Origin of the sequence: Nocardia sp. NPDC058497 (assembly GCF_042720195.1) — a bacterium.
Lineage (GTDB): Bacteria > Actinomycetota > Actinomycetes > Mycobacteriales > Mycobacteriaceae > Nocardia.
Genome location: NZ_JBHXMY010000096.1, coordinates 1 through 14436 on the forward strand (window position 1 = coordinate 1; position 14436 = coordinate 14436).

A 14436-nucleotide genomic window follows, 5' to 3' on the forward strand; every position below is an offset into this window, starting at 1 on the left:
CAGTATTGGATCGTCCGGATGGTCGACGACGACGGCCTGGTCTCTTCGATCGAGCAGCTCAGGCTCACCTCCGACGGCGCCTACGTCACGGAGCGTATCGGGCTCCGCGGTCAGGACCCCGTCGTCGCCATCACAGCGATCGACCCCGTCAAAGTCGAAATCTCCTGGGCAGAACTGGACGTGGACATCGAGTGACCTCGGGCCATGCCCGGCGCTGCTGATCAGCGTCGATTCAGGGTGACGTCCCACAGGGCGATGTGGAAGCGCGCGTCGGTGACGTCGACGGAGGTGTCGGTGAACCGATTGCCGCCGAGGGTGTTTCGGACGAAATCCCGCACCGTGGCCGGTTGGGTGTCCAGGTCGGCGAGTAGGTGCTGGGGTACCTCGATGGTGCCGTCGAAGAATCGTGGCTGAGCGGTGATTCCGGGCTGCTGGGGAGTCTGCCGCAAGCCGTCGACGGTGTGCAGGACGACGTCGAGTCGGGTGCCGTCGCCGAATTCGATGCGCAGTGGGGTGGGGGAGACGGCCAGGTCGAAGGACTGCACACTGGCGGTCCAGCCCTGTGGCGAGACGCCCTGGTAGTCGTACGGTGACGGCGGGCCCAGCGTTTCCTTGGCACGGTTTATCGGCGAATTCTCCAGTGCCGCACCGGTTAGTGGCTGATCGGTGGCGACGAAGGTCCACGCCGTCTCGGTCAGTGTCTTGCGCCAGAAGCCGGTTCGCCCGCCGTCCCGGCCTTCGACGCGCAGTTCCCGTGCGGCGGAACCAGGTCCGGTCCGGTGGATGGAGATGCGGTCGGTGATCTCACCGGGCACCTTCGGCTGCGCGACCCAGTCGGGGGCGGGCAGTTGGATTGCGGCGTAGTGGCTGTCGATGCGCTCGGACAGCATGTCGGGGGCCTCGGGGAGTCCGCGCTGATCCTGGTAGGAGTAGCGGAAGAAGACCTTGTCCGCGCCGGAAATGTCGAAATCGTAGAGGCGCGTGTAGAAGTCGCCGAACCGGTTGACGATCAGCGAGGTCGACGCGCTGGTGGACAGCGCCACCGCCTGGAACCGGCCGCCGAACGGCAAGCCCATCTCGTAGCTGTGATCCACCGGCAGCCACGGGTCCACGTACTGGATCCGCTGACCGCCGTTGGTCAGGGCGAACACGTGCGACACCTTCGCCCCGCCGACCGGATGCTCGTTGCCCGCGGTGTCGGTCCAGACGTGATCCTCGTTGGGCGACAACACCGACCACGACCAGGTCAGCGCGCCCGGTGGGAGGGTGTTGCCGGGGCCGGTCCACAGCGGGGTGCCGTAGCGGCTGCTCCAGTTCCAGTCCTTGGGTGCGCTCAGCGCATGGTCCATCGTGATGAAGCGGCCGTCGCGGTCGATCATCATCACTTCGTCGTCGTCGGCCGAGACACCGGCGATGGTGCCCGCGAGACAGCTCGACAGCGCCACGGTGCGCCAACCACTGAGGGCTGTAGCCTCTTTCACGTACACGTTGCCGTCGCGGGTGGCGAAGGCCCAGCGCCGGTTGAACGACTCGGTGGTGGTACGGAAGTAGACCTGCTCGGGCAGTGCGACAGTCGCCGGGGCGAAATCCGCCAACCCCGCGGTGGACTCGTCGACCGTCACCTCCGGAGTGCCGACCGTACCCACCGGCAGACATCCGGGATCGGCGACGGACGCCGATTGCGTTGTCGCCCCGGCGAAGACCAGTCCGGCCGCCGCGATCAGCGCTCCCCGCCGCACGGCGTGCCCGCGCCTCACAGCCACCCCGCCGCGCCGAAACCGGCCAGGGCGACGGCATTGATGCCGAAGATCGCGCCGACCACCAGCGCCTTGCTGCGCACGCTCGGCAGATCGTGCACGTAGAAGCAGGCCGCGAAGAACGGCACGTACCCGATGATCCAGATCAGGAACGGGAAGCTGGGCTGCCACCACGACCAGTCCCAGGTGAGTACCCCGGCCTTGTTCAGCAGCACCTCGACGCCCACCGCCGCGGCGGAATTCGCCGCGATCAGCACCGGCCGGTTCGGCAACCCGAAGATCCGGGTCTCCCTGGGCGGCAACATCTTCGCCGCCGCGATGCCCATGATGGCGAACATGAAGCAGATCTCGATATTCAGCCCGATCAGGATCTGATACGCCGTCGGCCCGCTCGCCGCCCATACCGGCGCACGCTCGGTGACGTGGAAGACCAGCGCATTCCAGATCTCGTTGAACCAGTCCATGCCCCACAGCGCGAGCCCCGCGAACAGCACATTCCAGTTCCGCCGCTCGATCTCGACGGAATAGATGTAGATGACCATCAGCAAGAGCGGAATGACATACCACTTGAACTGATCCGCATCGCGAAGTAACTCCAGCGCAGCCCGTGCGTTATCGGTCACCGGGGCACCTCCTGCTCATGATCGACGAACCCGGCGAGTATGATACAAATCAACATAGAACGTCAATATGTATCGCCGAATGGGCATCGATCCTGAATGAGCGTGTGCGCGAACACGACCGGGGCATGGTCGTCGACCACGCCCCGGCAGCGGACCTCAGCGGGAGCCCAGCGGCACGCCGAAGAGGGTGGCGAACTTCGCGGAGAGCGTCTCGCCGAGGAAGTCGAGCGCGCCCGGAGTGGCCGCCATGGTGCCCGCGTCGGACGTGGTGCAACCGGCGGGGGCGGGAATGCCGTCGAGACGGTCGCGCAGCCACAGCAGCGCCGCCGGTCCGCCCACGACCTCGGCGACGATGTGCTCACTGGCGTGATCGCGGGTGTAGGTGAGGGAGGTCTTCGGGTCGCGGCAGTACGTGTCGACCAGGGTGTCGGTGGCGGCCAGCGGGAGGATCTCGTCCCAGGCGGAATGCCAGACGAACAGGGGCATGTCGGGCACGGACTTGCCCATGCGGGTGTCGTCGAGCATGGCCGCGACCGGCGGATCGTCGAGCGGGTTGCCGTCGGAGCCGATCATGCCGATCATGTTGAGGAACGGCAGCAACGCCGACTGATACTGCACACACAGGGGCGACTTGATCGCGGACAGGCCCTTGCCGACCGGGTCGAGTCGCTGATCGAGGTAGGCCGCGAAGTCGGGGTACTCGCGCGTGAGCCCGAGGACAGCCGCGAAGACGAGACCCGAGGTCGCCTGGTTGTTCGCCATGCTCAGTGCCGCACCGAGATCGGCGCCGACCCCACCCTCGGCCGCACCGACGATGTTCAGTTCGGGTGCGTAGGAGGCCTTCAGTTCGGCGGCGTGACCGGTCGCGATCGAGCCGCCGGAGTATCCGTAGAGCCCGACCGGCGCGGTCGGCCCCACTTCGAGCGGCGCGAACGAGGTCGCCGCGCGAATTCCGTCGAGGGTGATCCGGCCGGCCAGCGGTCCCGCCGCATAGGCCGAGTTCGGGCCCTGGTGATCGGGAACGACGACCGCCCAGCCCTGCGCCAGCGCGGCCTGCGCGAAGAGGAATTCGGCGGGAACGACGATCTGGCCCACCAGTGGTGCGACCGAAAGATGTTGCAGCGCATAGGACGGCGCGCAGTAGCCGGCGGTGGAGTCCTCGGCCAGCTGCACCGACAGCAGCTTGCGCGGCTCGGGTGCCTGCCCACGTGGCTTGATCACGGTGGCGACCGCCGGGATCGCCTCGTCGCGGCTGTTGTTGGAGCGATACGACACCTGCCAGGCGTCCACATCGATCGGCAGCAGACCGAAGTCGGCGATCCGCACCTGGCGAGCCGCGATGATCGCACCCGGCGCCGTGGCCGCCACGATGTCGGCGGGCGGCAGGTAGAAGCCCGGATCCAATTCGGGCGGCAGCGGCACCACCGGTGCGGGCGCCACCGCCGCCGGCTCGGCGGCCAGCGGGCCGGCCACCACGACCGCGGCGGCCGCGAGCACGCCGGTCGCCAGGGCGAACCATCGCAGAGCGAGGGGAGATCTCATCGTGCACAGTCCTCACGTGAATTGAGACGCCTTCGTCTCAATGACGGATACTATGGCACGGGTGTGGCGTGGATCGCAATCAGTGGCCGGGGCTACGCGGTTGTCAGGGCGTTGAGCAGGGTGGAGAACACCTCGACCAGCTCGTCGACGGGCGGGCGCGGGTCGTCCAGGCTCCACTGGTGCACGGCGCCGTTCACCGCGCCGATGAACGCCGCCATCGCCACCCGCCAGCCACCGGGTGGCGTCCGCACCCCGTCGCGCCCGGCCGCGATCGCCGCGACGACCTCGCCCCACTGGTCCCTGACCTGCGCGCGATGGGCCTCGATCGCGGGGCTCACGCCGACGATCTCCACGAAAGCGACCTTGGCGCACCGGATGTCGTCGGTGATCGCCGTCGTGTACGCCCGCACCGCGGCGTCGATGAGCGTGCGCAGGTCGTCGGTCTCTGCCGCCGCCAGCGCCGCGGTGACGGCCTCCCTGGCCTTGCCCTGCACCGTGTCGTACACCGCGACGAGCAGCTCCTCGCGCCCGGCGAACTGCTCGTAGAACTGCCGCCGCGACAGCCCCGCCGCCGCGCACACATCGGTCAGCGAACTGTTGGCGAACGACTTCTCCGCGAACACGGTCAGCCCCGCCTCGATGAACAGCGCCCGCCGCTCGATCTGCCGTTCGGCGACCGAGGTACCGGTGTAGTTGTGTCGGGTCCGCGCTGTCGTCACGACTCCGACCCTACTTTCACGCCGTCGCCGACGCCCGCACGGTGCTCAGTCCTTGCGCCCGGTGAAGGCCAGCGAGGTGCCCAGCCCGATCATCACCAGCCCGCTGGTGCCGCCGACCGCGGCGAGGCGGCGCGGAGTGCGGGCGATCCAGCTGCGCACGGAGTCGGCCGCGAGTGCCCACAGCGAATCGAACACCATCCCGAACAGGGGGATACAGATGCCGAGCACCAGCATCTGCTGCGAGACCGAGCCCCGGGTGGGGTCGACGAACTGCGGCAGCAGCGCCGCGAGGAAGACGATGGTCTTCGGGTTGGCGAAGCCGACGACGAACCCGTCGCGCAGCACGGCGGTGGTGGAGAAACCCGCCGTGGCGTGCTCGGGCTGGAGTGCCCTGGCCAGGTCGGCGCGGTGCCTGATCGCCTGGACTCCCAGATAGACGAGATAGAGCGCGCCGACCAGTTTGACCGCGGTGAACACCGCCGCCGAGGTGGCGACGAGGGCGCCCAGCCCGATGGCGACGGCTACGACCTGCACGTACACCCCGACCGAATTGCCCACCACCGTCAACAACGCAGCCCGCCTGCCGACCGTGAGCGCCCGGCTGATCGTGAACAGCACACTCGGGCCGGGGACAACGACGAGCAGGAAGGACAGTCCCGCGAAGGACGCGAGATGCGTCATCGACACCATGCCGACCAACGGTATCCACCGGACCACCGGGAGGCAATGGCGCCGTGAAGACACCGGTCGCCCATACACTCGGCGCAGTGGGCGAACAGAAGCAGCGGATGCTGAGCGGGCAGCTGTACATGGACAGCGATCCCGAACTGGTGATCGAACGGCAACGGGCGCAACGGTTGTGCGACGAGTTCAACCGGACCGGACCCGACGAGACCGGCCGCAGATCCGAGTTGCTGGGCGAGCTGCTGGGGAAGGTGGGGGAGGGGTCGTGGATCATGCCGCGATTCCAGTGCGACTACGGCTATCTCATCGAGATCGGCGCCAACAGCTTCCTCAACTACGACGCGATCCTGCTCGACTGCGCGCCGATCGTCATCGGCGACGACTGTTCGATCGGCCCGCGCTGTCAGCTGCTGACCGCGCTGCATCCGATGGACGATCATGAGAAGCGCAGGCAGCGGTGGGAATCCGCGGCGCCGATCCGGATCGGGAACAACGCGTGGTTCGGTGGTGGCGTGATCGTGTGTCCCGGCGTGACCATCGGTGACGATGTGGTGGTCGGGGCGGGCAGTGTCGTCACCCGCGACCTGCCGGACCGGGTGTTCGCCGCGGGCAACCCGGCGCGGGTGATCCGGCACCTGTAGGCCTGATCACTCGCGCGGGGCGCGTCGCCGGGTCGCGTCACACCGACGGCGGCAATACTGTCTTTCCATGGGCGAATCGCGAACCGTGCAGGAGCAGGAAGCGACCCGGCCGCTGCGCGAGGACATCCGGTTCCTCGGCGGCATCCTGGGCGACACCATCCGCGACCACGAGGGTCCCGAGGTCTTCGACCTGATCGAGCGGGTGCGCACCGAGGCGTTCGCGGTGCGCCGCGAGGAGGTCGAGCGCAGCGCGGTCGCCGACATGCTCGACGGCACCCCGACCGAGGTCGCGATCCCGCTGATCCGGGCGTTCAGCTACTTCGTGCTGCTGGCCAATCTCGCCGAGGACATCCAGCGTGACCGGCGCCGCGCCGCCCACGTGTCGGCGGGGGAGCCGCCCCAGGATTCGTCGCTGGCCGCCACCTACGCCAAGCTCGACGCGGCGGCCCTCGACGGTTCGACAGTGGCCGAGGTGCTCACCGACGCCCTCGTCTCGCCGGTGATCACCGCGCATCCGACCGAGACCCGCAGGCGCACGGTCTTCGACGTCCAGGCCAAGATCACCGAGCTGATGCGGCTGCGGCGCAGGCTCGAGCCGGGCGACCCCGGATTCGGCGACTCCGAGCGCCAGATCCGCCGCGAAGTCCTCACCCTGTGGCGTACGGCGCTGATCCGGTTGGCGCGCTTGCGGATTCAGGACGAGATCTCGGTCGGCCTGCGCTACTACGACCTGACCCTCTACGAGGTGATCCCGGCGATCAACGCGCAGGTGCGCGCCGCGCTGCGCTCGCGCTGGCCCGATGCCGAGCTGCTGCCGTGCCCGATCCTGCGCCCCGGCTCGTGGATCGGTGGCGACCGCGACGGAAACCCGTATGTGACAGCGGAAGTCGTGCACACCGCCGCCGAGCAGGCGTCCGCCTATGCCTTCGGCCGGTATCTGGACGAGCTGGTCGACCTGGAGAAGTCGCTGTCCCAGTCCGCCCGGCTCGTGCCGGTGACGCCCGCGGTCGCCGCGCTCGCCGAGGCGGGCTATCCCGATGCCGCCGTGTTCGCCGACGAGCCGTATCGCCGTGCGCTGCACGCGATCCGGGCCCGCCTCAGCGCCACCGCGGAACTGGCGCTCGGCGAACTGCCGGAGAGCGGCCTGGACACCACGGCCGCGCCGTATGCCACCCCGCAGGCGGTGCTCGACGACCTCGACGCCGTCGACGCCTCGATGCGCGCCAGCGGTGACGCGCTGCTGGCCGACGACGGCCTCGCCGCGCTGCGCCACGCCATCGAGACCTTCGGGTTCCACCTGCAGAGCCTGGACCTGCGCCAGAACTCCGAGGTGCACGAGCAGGTCGTCACCGAACTGCTGGCCTGGTCGGGCGCGCACACCGACTATCCGAGCCTGTCCGAGGCCGACCGCGTCGACCTGCTCGCGAACGAACTGCGCACCCGCAGACCACTTCTCGGCCCGTACGCGCAGCTGAGCGAACTCGCCACCAAGGAGCTCGGGGTGCTGCGGGCAGCCAAGGAGGTGATCGACACCTTCGGCGCCGCCGCCATCCCGAACTACGTCATCAGCATGTGCACCTCGGTCAGCGACATGCTCGAGGCGGCGCTGCTGCTCAAGGAAGCGGGCATCCTCGATCCGGGCACCGCCGAGGGCACGCCGAGCAGCCCCGTCGGCATCGTCCCGCTGTTCGAGACCATCGAGGACCTGGGCGCCGGCGCCGCCACGCTGTCGGAGGTGCTGGAGGTTCCGGTGTATCGCGAGCTCGTCGCGGCGGCGGGCATGCGGCAGGAGGTGATGCTCGGCTACTCCGATTCGAACAAGGACGGCGGGTATCTCGCCGCGAACTGGGCGCTGTACCGGGCGGAACTGGACCTGGTCGAGGTGGCCCGGAAGTCGGGAATCCGGTTGCGGCTGTTCCACGGTCGCGGCGGCACCGTCGGTCGCGGTGGCGGCCGCAGCTACGACGCCATTCTGGCCCAGCCCGCCGGCGCGGTGCGCGGTTCGCTGCGGCTCACCGAACAGGGCGAGGTGATCGCCGCGAAATACTCCGAACAGGGTGCGGCACACCGCAATCTGGAGTCGCTGTTAGCGGGCCCGCTCGAATCGACCCTGCGGGACGTGGTAGGCCACGGCGCCGACGCCCCACCCGCCGACCATCGTCTCGACCCCCAGGCCGCCCGCGCCCGCGCCGCCTACGCGCGACTCGTGCACGACACCCCGGGCTTCGTCGAGTACTTCCGCCAGTCCACCCCGGTCGCCGAGGTCGGCGACCTCAATATCGGCAGCCGTCCGGCCTCGCGCAAACCCACCAATTCGGTCGCGGACCTGCGCGCCATCCCGTGGGTGATGGCCTGGAGCCAGGCGCGCGTCATGCTGCCCGGCTGGTACGGCACCGGCACCGCGCTCGAGGAATGGGTGGGCGAGGACCCGCAGCGTCTGGCCCGGCTCACCGAGCTCTATCAGCGGTGGCCGTTCTTCCGCACGGTGCTGTCGAACCTGGCGCAGGTGATGGCCAAGAGCGATCTCGACATCGCCGCGCGCTATGCCGACCTGGTCGAGGACGCGACATTGCGCGCGCAGATCTTCGGGATGATCCGCGACGAACACGCCCGCACCATCCGCATGTATGTGGCGGTCACCGGTCACGACGAGTTGCTCAGTGACAACCCGTCATTGGCGGAATCGATCCATAATCGTTTCCCCTACCTGGAGCCGCTCAACCAACTCCAGGTGGACTTGCTGCGTCGGTTGCGCGGCGGTGACGATTCCGAACTCGTGAAGCGGGGCATCCTGCTCACCATGAACGGCCTGGCCACCGCCCTGCGCAACTCGGGTTAGCCGCTAGATACAGACGCTGACGCTGATCTGCCCGACCGGGATGCCGACGCAGACCGTCACCGAACCGACGACCGGCTGCGCGGTGGCCGCCGAGGCGGGGCCTGCGCCGATGGCGGTGACGGAGAGGGCGAGAGCGGCGATGGCGAGCGGACGGGCGGTTGTGGCGAACATGCGGTGCTCCTCGGTAGAACGGTGAAACTGCTCCGGTAGTGCGCGATGTCGACAGACATCACCGGAATCGCCGTTCAGTCCGTGACGACGGCGATCGCGTCGATCTCCACCAGCATCTCTTCGCGGGGCAGGCCGGTGAAAACGGTCGTGCGCGACGGCAGGACGCCGGAGGTCGTGTGCTTGACGACGAATTCACCATACGCTTCGTTCATCACCGCGAAATCGTCTCTTTGAGTGAGGTAGACGCGCAGCATCACCACATCGTCGAAGGTGGCGCCCGCGGCCTCCACGATCGCCAGCACGTTCATCAGGGTGCGGGTGGTCTGCGCGGCGGACATCGCCGGGGTGCGGGTACTCATTGGTCGCGGGGTCGACTGGACCCTGGCCGGAGACCTGGACGAACGGTCCCTTGCGCACGCCCTGTGAGAACGTATGCGCCGGTGCGGGAGCGTCGGCGGTGCGCACGGCGATCTTGTCGGACGTAGGGTTCAGCCTTTCCTCGCGGTGACGTCCCGGCGGGGGTCCCAGCCGAGTTCGGTGGAGATGGCGTCGGCGGTCGCCCTGACCTGCGGCAACAGTGCCAGCACCTGATCGTGGTCGAGCAGCACATCGGGGACCGAGACCGACACGGCGGCGACCACGGCGCCGATCCCGTCGCGGACGGGCACGCCGATGCAGTTGACGAAGCTCTCGTGTTCCTCGTGATCCTCGGCGAATCCCTGTGCCGCGACCAGTTCCAGCTCCGCGAGGTACTGCTCAGGCGTGCGCAGTGTGCGGGTGGTGAACGGGTGGTAGTCCAATCGTGCGGCGACGGCCCGCCATTCGGTGCGGGGCAGTGCGGCAACCAGTACCTTGCCGACGGCGGTGCAGTGCAGCGGGGCGGGACGGCCGATCCGCGAGTACATCCGCACCGCCTGTTCGGCGTCGACCTTGTCGATGTAGACCGCGTCACCGGATTCGTAGGCGGCCAGGTGCACCGTCTGCCCGGTGGCGGCGCCGAGCGCGCTCAGATGCGGCCGGGCGACGGTGCGGACATCGCGGTTCTCCAGTGCACGACTGGCCAATTCGAACATGCGGGTGCCCAGGGAATACCGGTGCGCGCTGTCGTGCACGACGATCCGTTCGGCCTGCATCGTCTGTAGCAGTCGCAGCACCGTCGACTTGTGCACCCCGAGCCGTGCGGCGAGCTCGTCGAGTGACTGCGAATCCTCGCCGAGGGCAATGAGAATGGACAGGGCCCGCGACACGCTTTGACTCATCGGCCGATCGTCCCATCCAGCGAGTCCGGGTAGCGCAGCCCGGCCCAATCGGTCTCCGGCGCCAGTGCGGGCACGTCGACGAAGGTATCGCCGTCGAACCCGGTCACGGTGTGCTTGTCGTTCTTGACGATCAACTGGGCTGGCTCGGGGAACAGTGCGCGCAAGGCGGCCGGGTCGCCGGTGCCGAAGATCTCCTCGGCTTCGTCGGCGCCGTGCAGCACCACATCCGCGCCACGGACATGGGCGGCGAGTTCGTCGGCGGCCTCGTTCACGCGCGAACCCCACAGTGCCGGAAGGTAATTCAGGTCGAAGCTGACCAGTCGTCCGCGCCCGGTGACCGCCCTGGGCGTCGCCGCTGTCGCCTGAGTCACCCTTTTCGCCCTTTCGTGCTTGCGGTCACTGTCTCTGAGATGCACAATAACGAGCAGAAACATTCAGTGCAACCAGCGTTGCACATTATGCAATGCGAATCGGATATGGCCGACCGGCCCGGGTGACCTCCGCGGCGATCGACGGAAAGGGAAGCTGTGACGATCGACAACGCCGTCGTGGACGCGCTCGCCGACGAGGTGCTCGGACCGCAGGACAAGAGCGTGCCGCCCGCGGCGTGGGGGCACACCGCGCGCGACTACCTCGCGACCGCGCCGGAACTCGCCCCGTGGCAGACACCGCTGCTCACCCTCGATCGCGGGCTGCTCGATGCCAATCTCGCGCTGATGGCGCGGTGGACCGCCGCGGCGGGTGTCGCGCTGGCCCCGCACGGCAAGACCACGATGGCGCCGCAGCTGTGGCGCGAACAGCTCGCGGCAGGCTCGTGGGCGATCACACTGGCCAGCGGCTGGCAGGCGCAGGTAGCCCGATCGTTCGGTGTCGGCCGGATCCTGCTCGCCAACGTCCTCGTCGATCCGGCCGGATTGGCCTGGGTCGCCGCGGAATCGGCGCGCGACACCGCGTTCGAGTTCTACTGCTGGGCCGACAGCGTCGCCACCGTCGAGCTGATGGACAAGATCCTGCGCGACACCCCGCCCTGCCCGCCGGTGCGGGTGCTGGTCGAACTGGGTGGCCCGCGCGGTCGCACCGGGGCGCGCTCCCGCACCGAAGCACGGGCGGTCGTGGCGGCCATCCGGGACAGTGAGCGGCTGGCCCTGGCCGGTGTCGCCGGCTACGAAGGCGCGCTGGCCCACGATCGCAGCACCGCCGGTGTGGCGGCCGTGCGCGGCTACCTCGGCGAACTCGCCGCCCTGCACACCGAACTCGCCGCGTCCGGCGCCTACCCGGGCCGGGCGATCGTCACCGCGGGCGGCAGCGCCTACCCCGAACTCGTCGTCGACGAGCTGGCACGCCTGGCCGACGACACCACCACGGTCGTGCTGCGCAGCGGCGCCTACCTCGTCCACGACGACGGCTTCTACGCGGGCATATCCCCGCTGACCGCGCCCGCCGTCGAGCCCGGCCTGCGCGCCGCGATGCACGGCTGGGCCCGGGTGGTCTCCCGGCCCGAACCGGAACTGGCTCTGCTCGACGGCGGCAAGCGCGACTTCCCCTTCGACGAGGGCCTGCCGGTGCCGCAGCTGGTGGCCGGCGGCGGTGCGCTGCCGGCTACCGCGCAGGTGACCGCACTCAACGATCAGCACACCTTCCTGCGGCTGCCCGGCGCCGCTGCCACCGATCTCCCGGTCGGCAGCATCGTGCGGCTCGGGTTGTCGCATCCGTGCACGGCATTCGACAAGTGGCGGCGCATTCCGGTGATCGACAGCGCCGGGGCGGACCGTCCGCGCGTGGTCGACTTGATCCGCACCTACTTCTGACGGATGACCATGACGGACTCGCTGTTTCGTGACATCGATATCGTCGACGGCACCGGCGCGCCGCGCCGTCGCGGCGACGTACTGATCCGCGCCGGACGCATCGCCGAGACGGGACCGGTGGGATCGATCCAGCACGTGCTGGTCAACGGCGAATTCGCGCTGGAGAACGGCACCGCGACCGGTGTGCGCGCCGGACGCGCCCCGCGTATGGACGCCACGCGAGAGGAGACCCGATGAACCCATTGCTCAGCTCGTCGTCCGAGGCCATGGAGGTGATTCGCGCCGACCGTGCGCTCACCGTGGTCCGCGCGCCTGCCATCCCCGACCCGGTCGCGCTCGCCGAAGCCCTGGCCGGGTCCGGCATTCGTGCCGTCGAGCTCACCTTCACCACCCTCGGCGTGCTCGACGCGATCGGCAAGGCCTCGGCGGTGAGCGCCGCCGTGATCGGCGTCGGCACCGTGACCACCCGCGACCAGGCCGAAGCGGCGATCGAGGTGGGCGCCAAGTTCCTGGTGACGCCCGCGCTGCGGCCCGAGGTCGCCGAAGTGGCTGTCGCCCACCAGATCCCGGTCATCATGGGCGCGTTCACCCCCTCGGAGGTGCTGGCCGCGGTCGAGATGGGCGCGGCGGCGGTGAACATCTTCCCCGCCCGCGCGCTCGGCCCGGCCTATCTCGAGGATCTGCTCGGCCCGTTCCCGCACGTTTTCCTCATCCCCTCCGGCGGAGTCAACGCCCACAACGCCCGCGAATTCCTGCAGGCGGGGGCAATCGCGGTCACCGCTGGGACCGAGGTGGTCGCCCCACTGGACGTCGCGAGTTCGCGCTGGTCCCACATCGGCGCCAAAGCCGCACGCTTCGTCCATTCGCTTGATTGAGAGGTATCCCGTTCTCCCTGCTCGGCATCCGGCGCGGCTCGACGGTGCAGGAACTGAGCACCATCACCGCCGAATCGCTCGAGCCGGTCGGCATGGTGCTGCTGGTGGACGGTGCTCGAAACCATCTTGTCGGTGGTGAGTTTCGCGGTGGCGGCGGTGTTGTTCGCCGTCGTCAGCTGAGGTCGGCGGTCAGCGCGCCGACCAGTCGTTCGAGTGCGGCGCGGGGATCGGTCTCGGTTCCCGCGCCGCCGAGCCGGTGGGCCACGACGCCGTCGAGATAGTCGACCAGGATCGTCGTGTCCCCGGCGGCGATGCCGACCTGGGCCGCCATCTCGATCGCCCAGTCCCGCAGCCGATGATGTCCGCGTTGCAGTGATTCGTGCAGCGCGGGCATTGTCTGTGCCTCGCTGAACAGCGCGAATCGTGCCAGGGTGCGCGCACGATCGGGGCCGGTGGCATGCAGGATGAACCGGGCCAGGCCCTCGACGAGATGCTCGACGGTGGCTGGGCCGAGCAGGCGGTTCAGTGCCTCCCAGTCGGCGCGGTCGCGCTCCTCGAGCCGTTCGGTGATGCCGATCAGGAGGGCCTCGCGGGTGCGGAAGTAGTTCGAAGTCGACCCGATGGGCACGGCGGCGGCCTCGTCCACCGCGCGGTGGGTCAGCGCGCGCGGCCCGCGGGTGCCCAGCAGGTCGATCGCGGCATCGAGGATCTGTTCACGTCTGGCCATCCGGGCCATACTACATCCGTAGTGAGGCGCACTACATCAGTAGTGAAGTCCACTACAGCAGTAGTACGGTGGGCCGGTACCTGCAACGAGGGGAGAGTGCGATGTCCACAGCAATCGTCGTCGGCGGCGGAATCGGGGGATTGGCTACCGCGCTGGCGTTGACGCGGCGCGGTTGGGCGGTCGAGGTGCTCGAGCGTGCCCCCGAGGTCGCCGAGGTCGGCTCGGGAATCTCGTTGTGGACCAATGCCTTGCGGGCGCTCGATGCGCTCGGTGCCGGTGCCGCCGTGCGCGAGCAGGCGATCGAGGACGTCTCGGCCGGGATCCGGACCGCGCGGGGCCGGTGGCTCTCGCGCACCGATGCGGCGACGATGCGTGCGCGATTCGGTGCTCCCGTGGTGATCCACCGCGCGGCCTTGCTCGACATCCTGCGCGCGGCGATCCCCGATGGTGTTGTGCGAACCGGTATCTCGGTGTCGGAAGCGGAAGCCGACGGTTCGGTGATCCATTCCGCCGGTGCGTCGACCGCGGATCTGGTCGTCGGCGCGGACGGGATCCGCAGTGTGGTCCGCCGCGCGGTCTGCGGCGATGTGCCCGCTCGCTACGCCGGCTACACCGCGTGGCGTGCGGTGGTCGACATCGACGAACCGCTGACCGAGTTCGGTGAGACATGGGGTCGCGGAGCACGTTTCGGGATGGCCCCGCTCGCCGACGGGCGGGTCTACTGTTTCGCCGTCTACAACGCGCCCGAGAACGTTCCGGGCTCGTTCGCGGAGGTCCGTGCTCGCTCTGCC

General features: G+C 69.0%; 16 protein-coding genes and 1 pseudogene. 7 read left to right on the plus strand and 10 right to left on the minus strand.

The window, feature by feature from the left end; all coding sequences use genetic code 11:
• Nucleotides 1–195, plus strand: a 195-nt coding sequence (locus ACFWPJ_RS09635) for a hypothetical protein (RefSeq protein WP_378849212.1), incomplete at its 5' end; no start/stop codon positions are given.
• A gap of 26 nt (nt 196–221) precedes the next feature.
• Here the strand turns inward: ACFWPJ_RS09635 and ACFWPJ_RS09640 are convergent.
• The 5 genes from ACFWPJ_RS09640 to ACFWPJ_RS09660 all read right to left on the minus strand — a co-directional run bounded on the left by ACFWPJ_RS09640 (nt 222) and on the right by ACFWPJ_RS09660 (nt 5331).
• Nucleotides 222–1757, minus strand: coding sequence for a hypothetical protein (locus ACFWPJ_RS09640; protein ID WP_378849214.1), 1536 nt, complete (start codon nt 1755–1757; stop codon nt 222–224).
• Entirely contained in the window at nt 1754–2380 is a 627-nt protein-coding gene (locus ACFWPJ_RS09645) for a hypothetical protein (RefSeq protein ID WP_378849216.1), read from the minus strand. The genes ACFWPJ_RS09640 and ACFWPJ_RS09645 overlap by 4 nt, the downstream gene beginning before the upstream one ends.
• A 156-nt stretch (nt 2381–2536) precedes the next feature.
• A complete protein-coding gene (locus ACFWPJ_RS09650; RefSeq protein WP_378849218.1) occupies nt 2537–3922 on the minus strand; it encodes a lipase family protein in 1386 nt (461 codons plus the stop codon).
• 92 nt (nt 3923–4014) lie between these two features.
• Nucleotides 4015–4641, minus strand: a complete 627-nt coding sequence (locus tag ACFWPJ_RS09655; RefSeq protein WP_378849220.1) for a TetR/AcrR family transcriptional regulator — start codon at nt 4639–4641, stop codon at nt 4015–4017.
• A 45-nt stretch (nt 4642–4686) separates the two neighbouring features.
• Nucleotides 4687–5331 carry a LysE family translocator gene (locus ACFWPJ_RS09660; RefSeq protein WP_378849222.1) on the minus strand — a complete coding sequence of 215 codons (645 nt, stop codon included), beginning with the start codon at nt 5329–5331 and terminating at the stop codon, nt 4687–4689.
• A 98-nt stretch (nt 5332–5429) separates the two neighbouring features.
• Between ACFWPJ_RS09660 and ACFWPJ_RS09665 the strand changes: the two genes are divergently transcribed.
• Nucleotides 5430–5966 carry a sugar O-acetyltransferase gene (locus tag ACFWPJ_RS09665; RefSeq protein ID WP_378849238.1) on the plus strand — a complete coding sequence of 179 codons (537 nt, stop codon included), beginning with the start codon at nt 5430–5432 and terminating at the stop codon, nt 5964–5966.
• Between the two features lie 67 nt (nt 5967–6033).
• Nucleotides 6034–8805, plus strand: coding sequence for a phosphoenolpyruvate carboxylase (ppc, locus tag ACFWPJ_RS09670; protein ID WP_378849223.1), 2772 nt, complete (start codon nt 6034–6036; stop codon nt 8803–8805).
• A 3-nt stretch (nt 8806–8808) separates the two neighbouring features.
• On the opposite strand, the gene ACFWPJ_RS09675 is transcribed toward ppc, so the two are convergent.
• The 4 genes and pseudogenes from ACFWPJ_RS09675 to ACFWPJ_RS09690 all read right to left on the minus strand — a co-directional run bounded on the left by ACFWPJ_RS09675 (nt 8809) and on the right by ACFWPJ_RS09690 (nt 10606).
• Entirely contained in the window at nt 8809–8976 is a 168-nt protein-coding gene (locus ACFWPJ_RS09675) for a hypothetical protein (protein WP_378849225.1), read from the minus strand.
• Between the two features lie 74 nt (nt 8977–9050).
• A pseudogene (locus ACFWPJ_RS09680) lies at nt 9051–9468 on the minus strand (RidA family protein).
• Complete coding sequence (locus ACFWPJ_RS09685; protein ID WP_378849227.1) at nt 9465–10235, minus strand: IclR family transcriptional regulator; 771 nt, start codon at nt 10233–10235, stop codon at nt 9465–9467. Before ACFWPJ_RS09685 ends, ACFWPJ_RS09680 begins: the two are co-directional and overlap by 4 nt.
• A complete protein-coding gene (locus ACFWPJ_RS09690) occupies nt 10232–10606 on the minus strand; it encodes a hypothetical protein (protein ID WP_378849228.1) in 375 nt (124 codons plus the stop codon). Before ACFWPJ_RS09690 ends, ACFWPJ_RS09685 begins: the two co-directional genes overlap by 4 nt.
• 156 nt (nt 10607–10762) lie before the next feature.
• Between ACFWPJ_RS09690 and ACFWPJ_RS09695 the strand changes: the two genes are divergently transcribed.
• Genes ACFWPJ_RS09695 through ACFWPJ_RS09705 form a run of 3 tightly spaced genes read left to right on the plus strand, consistent with a single transcriptional unit; the run spans nt 10763 to nt 12918 of the window.
• Nucleotides 10763–12043 (plus strand): amino acid deaminase, encoded by a 1281-nt coding sequence (locus ACFWPJ_RS09695; RefSeq protein WP_378849230.1) that lies wholly within the window; start codon nt 10763–10765, stop codon nt 12041–12043.
• 9 nt (nt 12044–12052) lie between these two features.
• Entirely contained in the window at nt 12053–12280 is a 228-nt protein-coding gene (locus tag ACFWPJ_RS09700; RefSeq protein ID WP_378849231.1) for a hypothetical protein, read from the plus strand.
• Nucleotides 12277–12918 (plus strand): bifunctional 4-hydroxy-2-oxoglutarate aldolase/2-dehydro-3-deoxy-phosphogluconate aldolase, encoded by a 642-nt coding sequence (locus tag ACFWPJ_RS09705; RefSeq protein ID WP_378849232.1) that lies wholly within the window; start codon nt 12277–12279, stop codon nt 12916–12918. The genes ACFWPJ_RS09700 and ACFWPJ_RS09705 overlap by 4 nt, the downstream gene beginning before the upstream one ends.
• 172 nt (nt 12919–13090) lie before the next feature.
• On the opposite strand, the gene ACFWPJ_RS09710 is transcribed toward ACFWPJ_RS09705, so the two are convergent.
• Nucleotides 13091–13645 carry a TetR/AcrR family transcriptional regulator gene (locus tag ACFWPJ_RS09710; RefSeq protein WP_378849234.1) on the minus strand — a complete coding sequence of 185 codons (555 nt, stop codon included), beginning with the start codon at nt 13643–13645 and terminating at the stop codon, nt 13091–13093.
• A 101-nt stretch (nt 13646–13746) separates the two neighbouring features.
• Here ACFWPJ_RS09710 and ACFWPJ_RS09715 point away from each other — a divergent pair.
• Nucleotides 13747–14436, plus strand: a 690-nt coding sequence (locus ACFWPJ_RS09715) for an FAD-dependent oxidoreductase (protein ID WP_378849236.1), incomplete at its 3' end; no start/stop codon positions are given.

What these genes read in the sequence shown, in the direction of transcription:
- ACFWPJ_RS09650 (WP_378849218.1), bottom strand. Translation starts at nt 3,922, where the DNA reads ATGAGATCTCCCCTCGCTCTGCGATGGTTCGCCCTGGCGACCGGCGTG.
- ACFWPJ_RS09660 (WP_378849222.1), bottom strand. Translation starts at nt 5,331, where the DNA reads ATGGTGTCGATGACGCATCTCGCGTCCTTCGCGGGACTGTCCTTCCTG.
- ACFWPJ_RS09665 (WP_378849238.1), top strand. Translation starts at nt 5,430, where the DNA reads ATGCTGAGCGGGCAGCTGTACATGGACAGCGATCCCGAACTGGTGATC.
- ppc (WP_378849223.1), top strand. Translation starts at nt 6,034, where the DNA reads ATGGGCGAATCGCGAACCGTGCAGGAGCAGGAAGCGACCCGGCCGCTG.
- ACFWPJ_RS09675 (WP_378849225.1), bottom strand. Translation starts at nt 8,976, where the DNA reads ATGTTCGCCACAACCGCCCGTCCGCTCGCCATCGCCGCTCTCGCCCTC.
- ACFWPJ_RS09685 (WP_378849227.1), bottom strand. Translation starts at nt 10,235, where the DNA reads ATGAGTCAAAGCGTGTCGCGGGCCCTGTCCATTCTCATTGCCCTCGGC.
- ACFWPJ_RS09700 (WP_378849231.1), top strand. Translation starts at nt 12,053, where the DNA reads ATGACGGACTCGCTGTTTCGTGACATCGATATCGTCGACGGCACCGGC.
- ACFWPJ_RS09705 (WP_378849232.1), top strand. Translation starts at nt 12,277, where the DNA reads ATGAACCCATTGCTCAGCTCGTCGTCCGAGGCCATGGAGGTGATTCGC.
- ACFWPJ_RS09710 (WP_378849234.1), bottom strand. Translation starts at nt 13,645, where the DNA reads ATGGCCAGACGTGAACAGATCCTCGATGCCGCGATCGACCTGCTGGGC.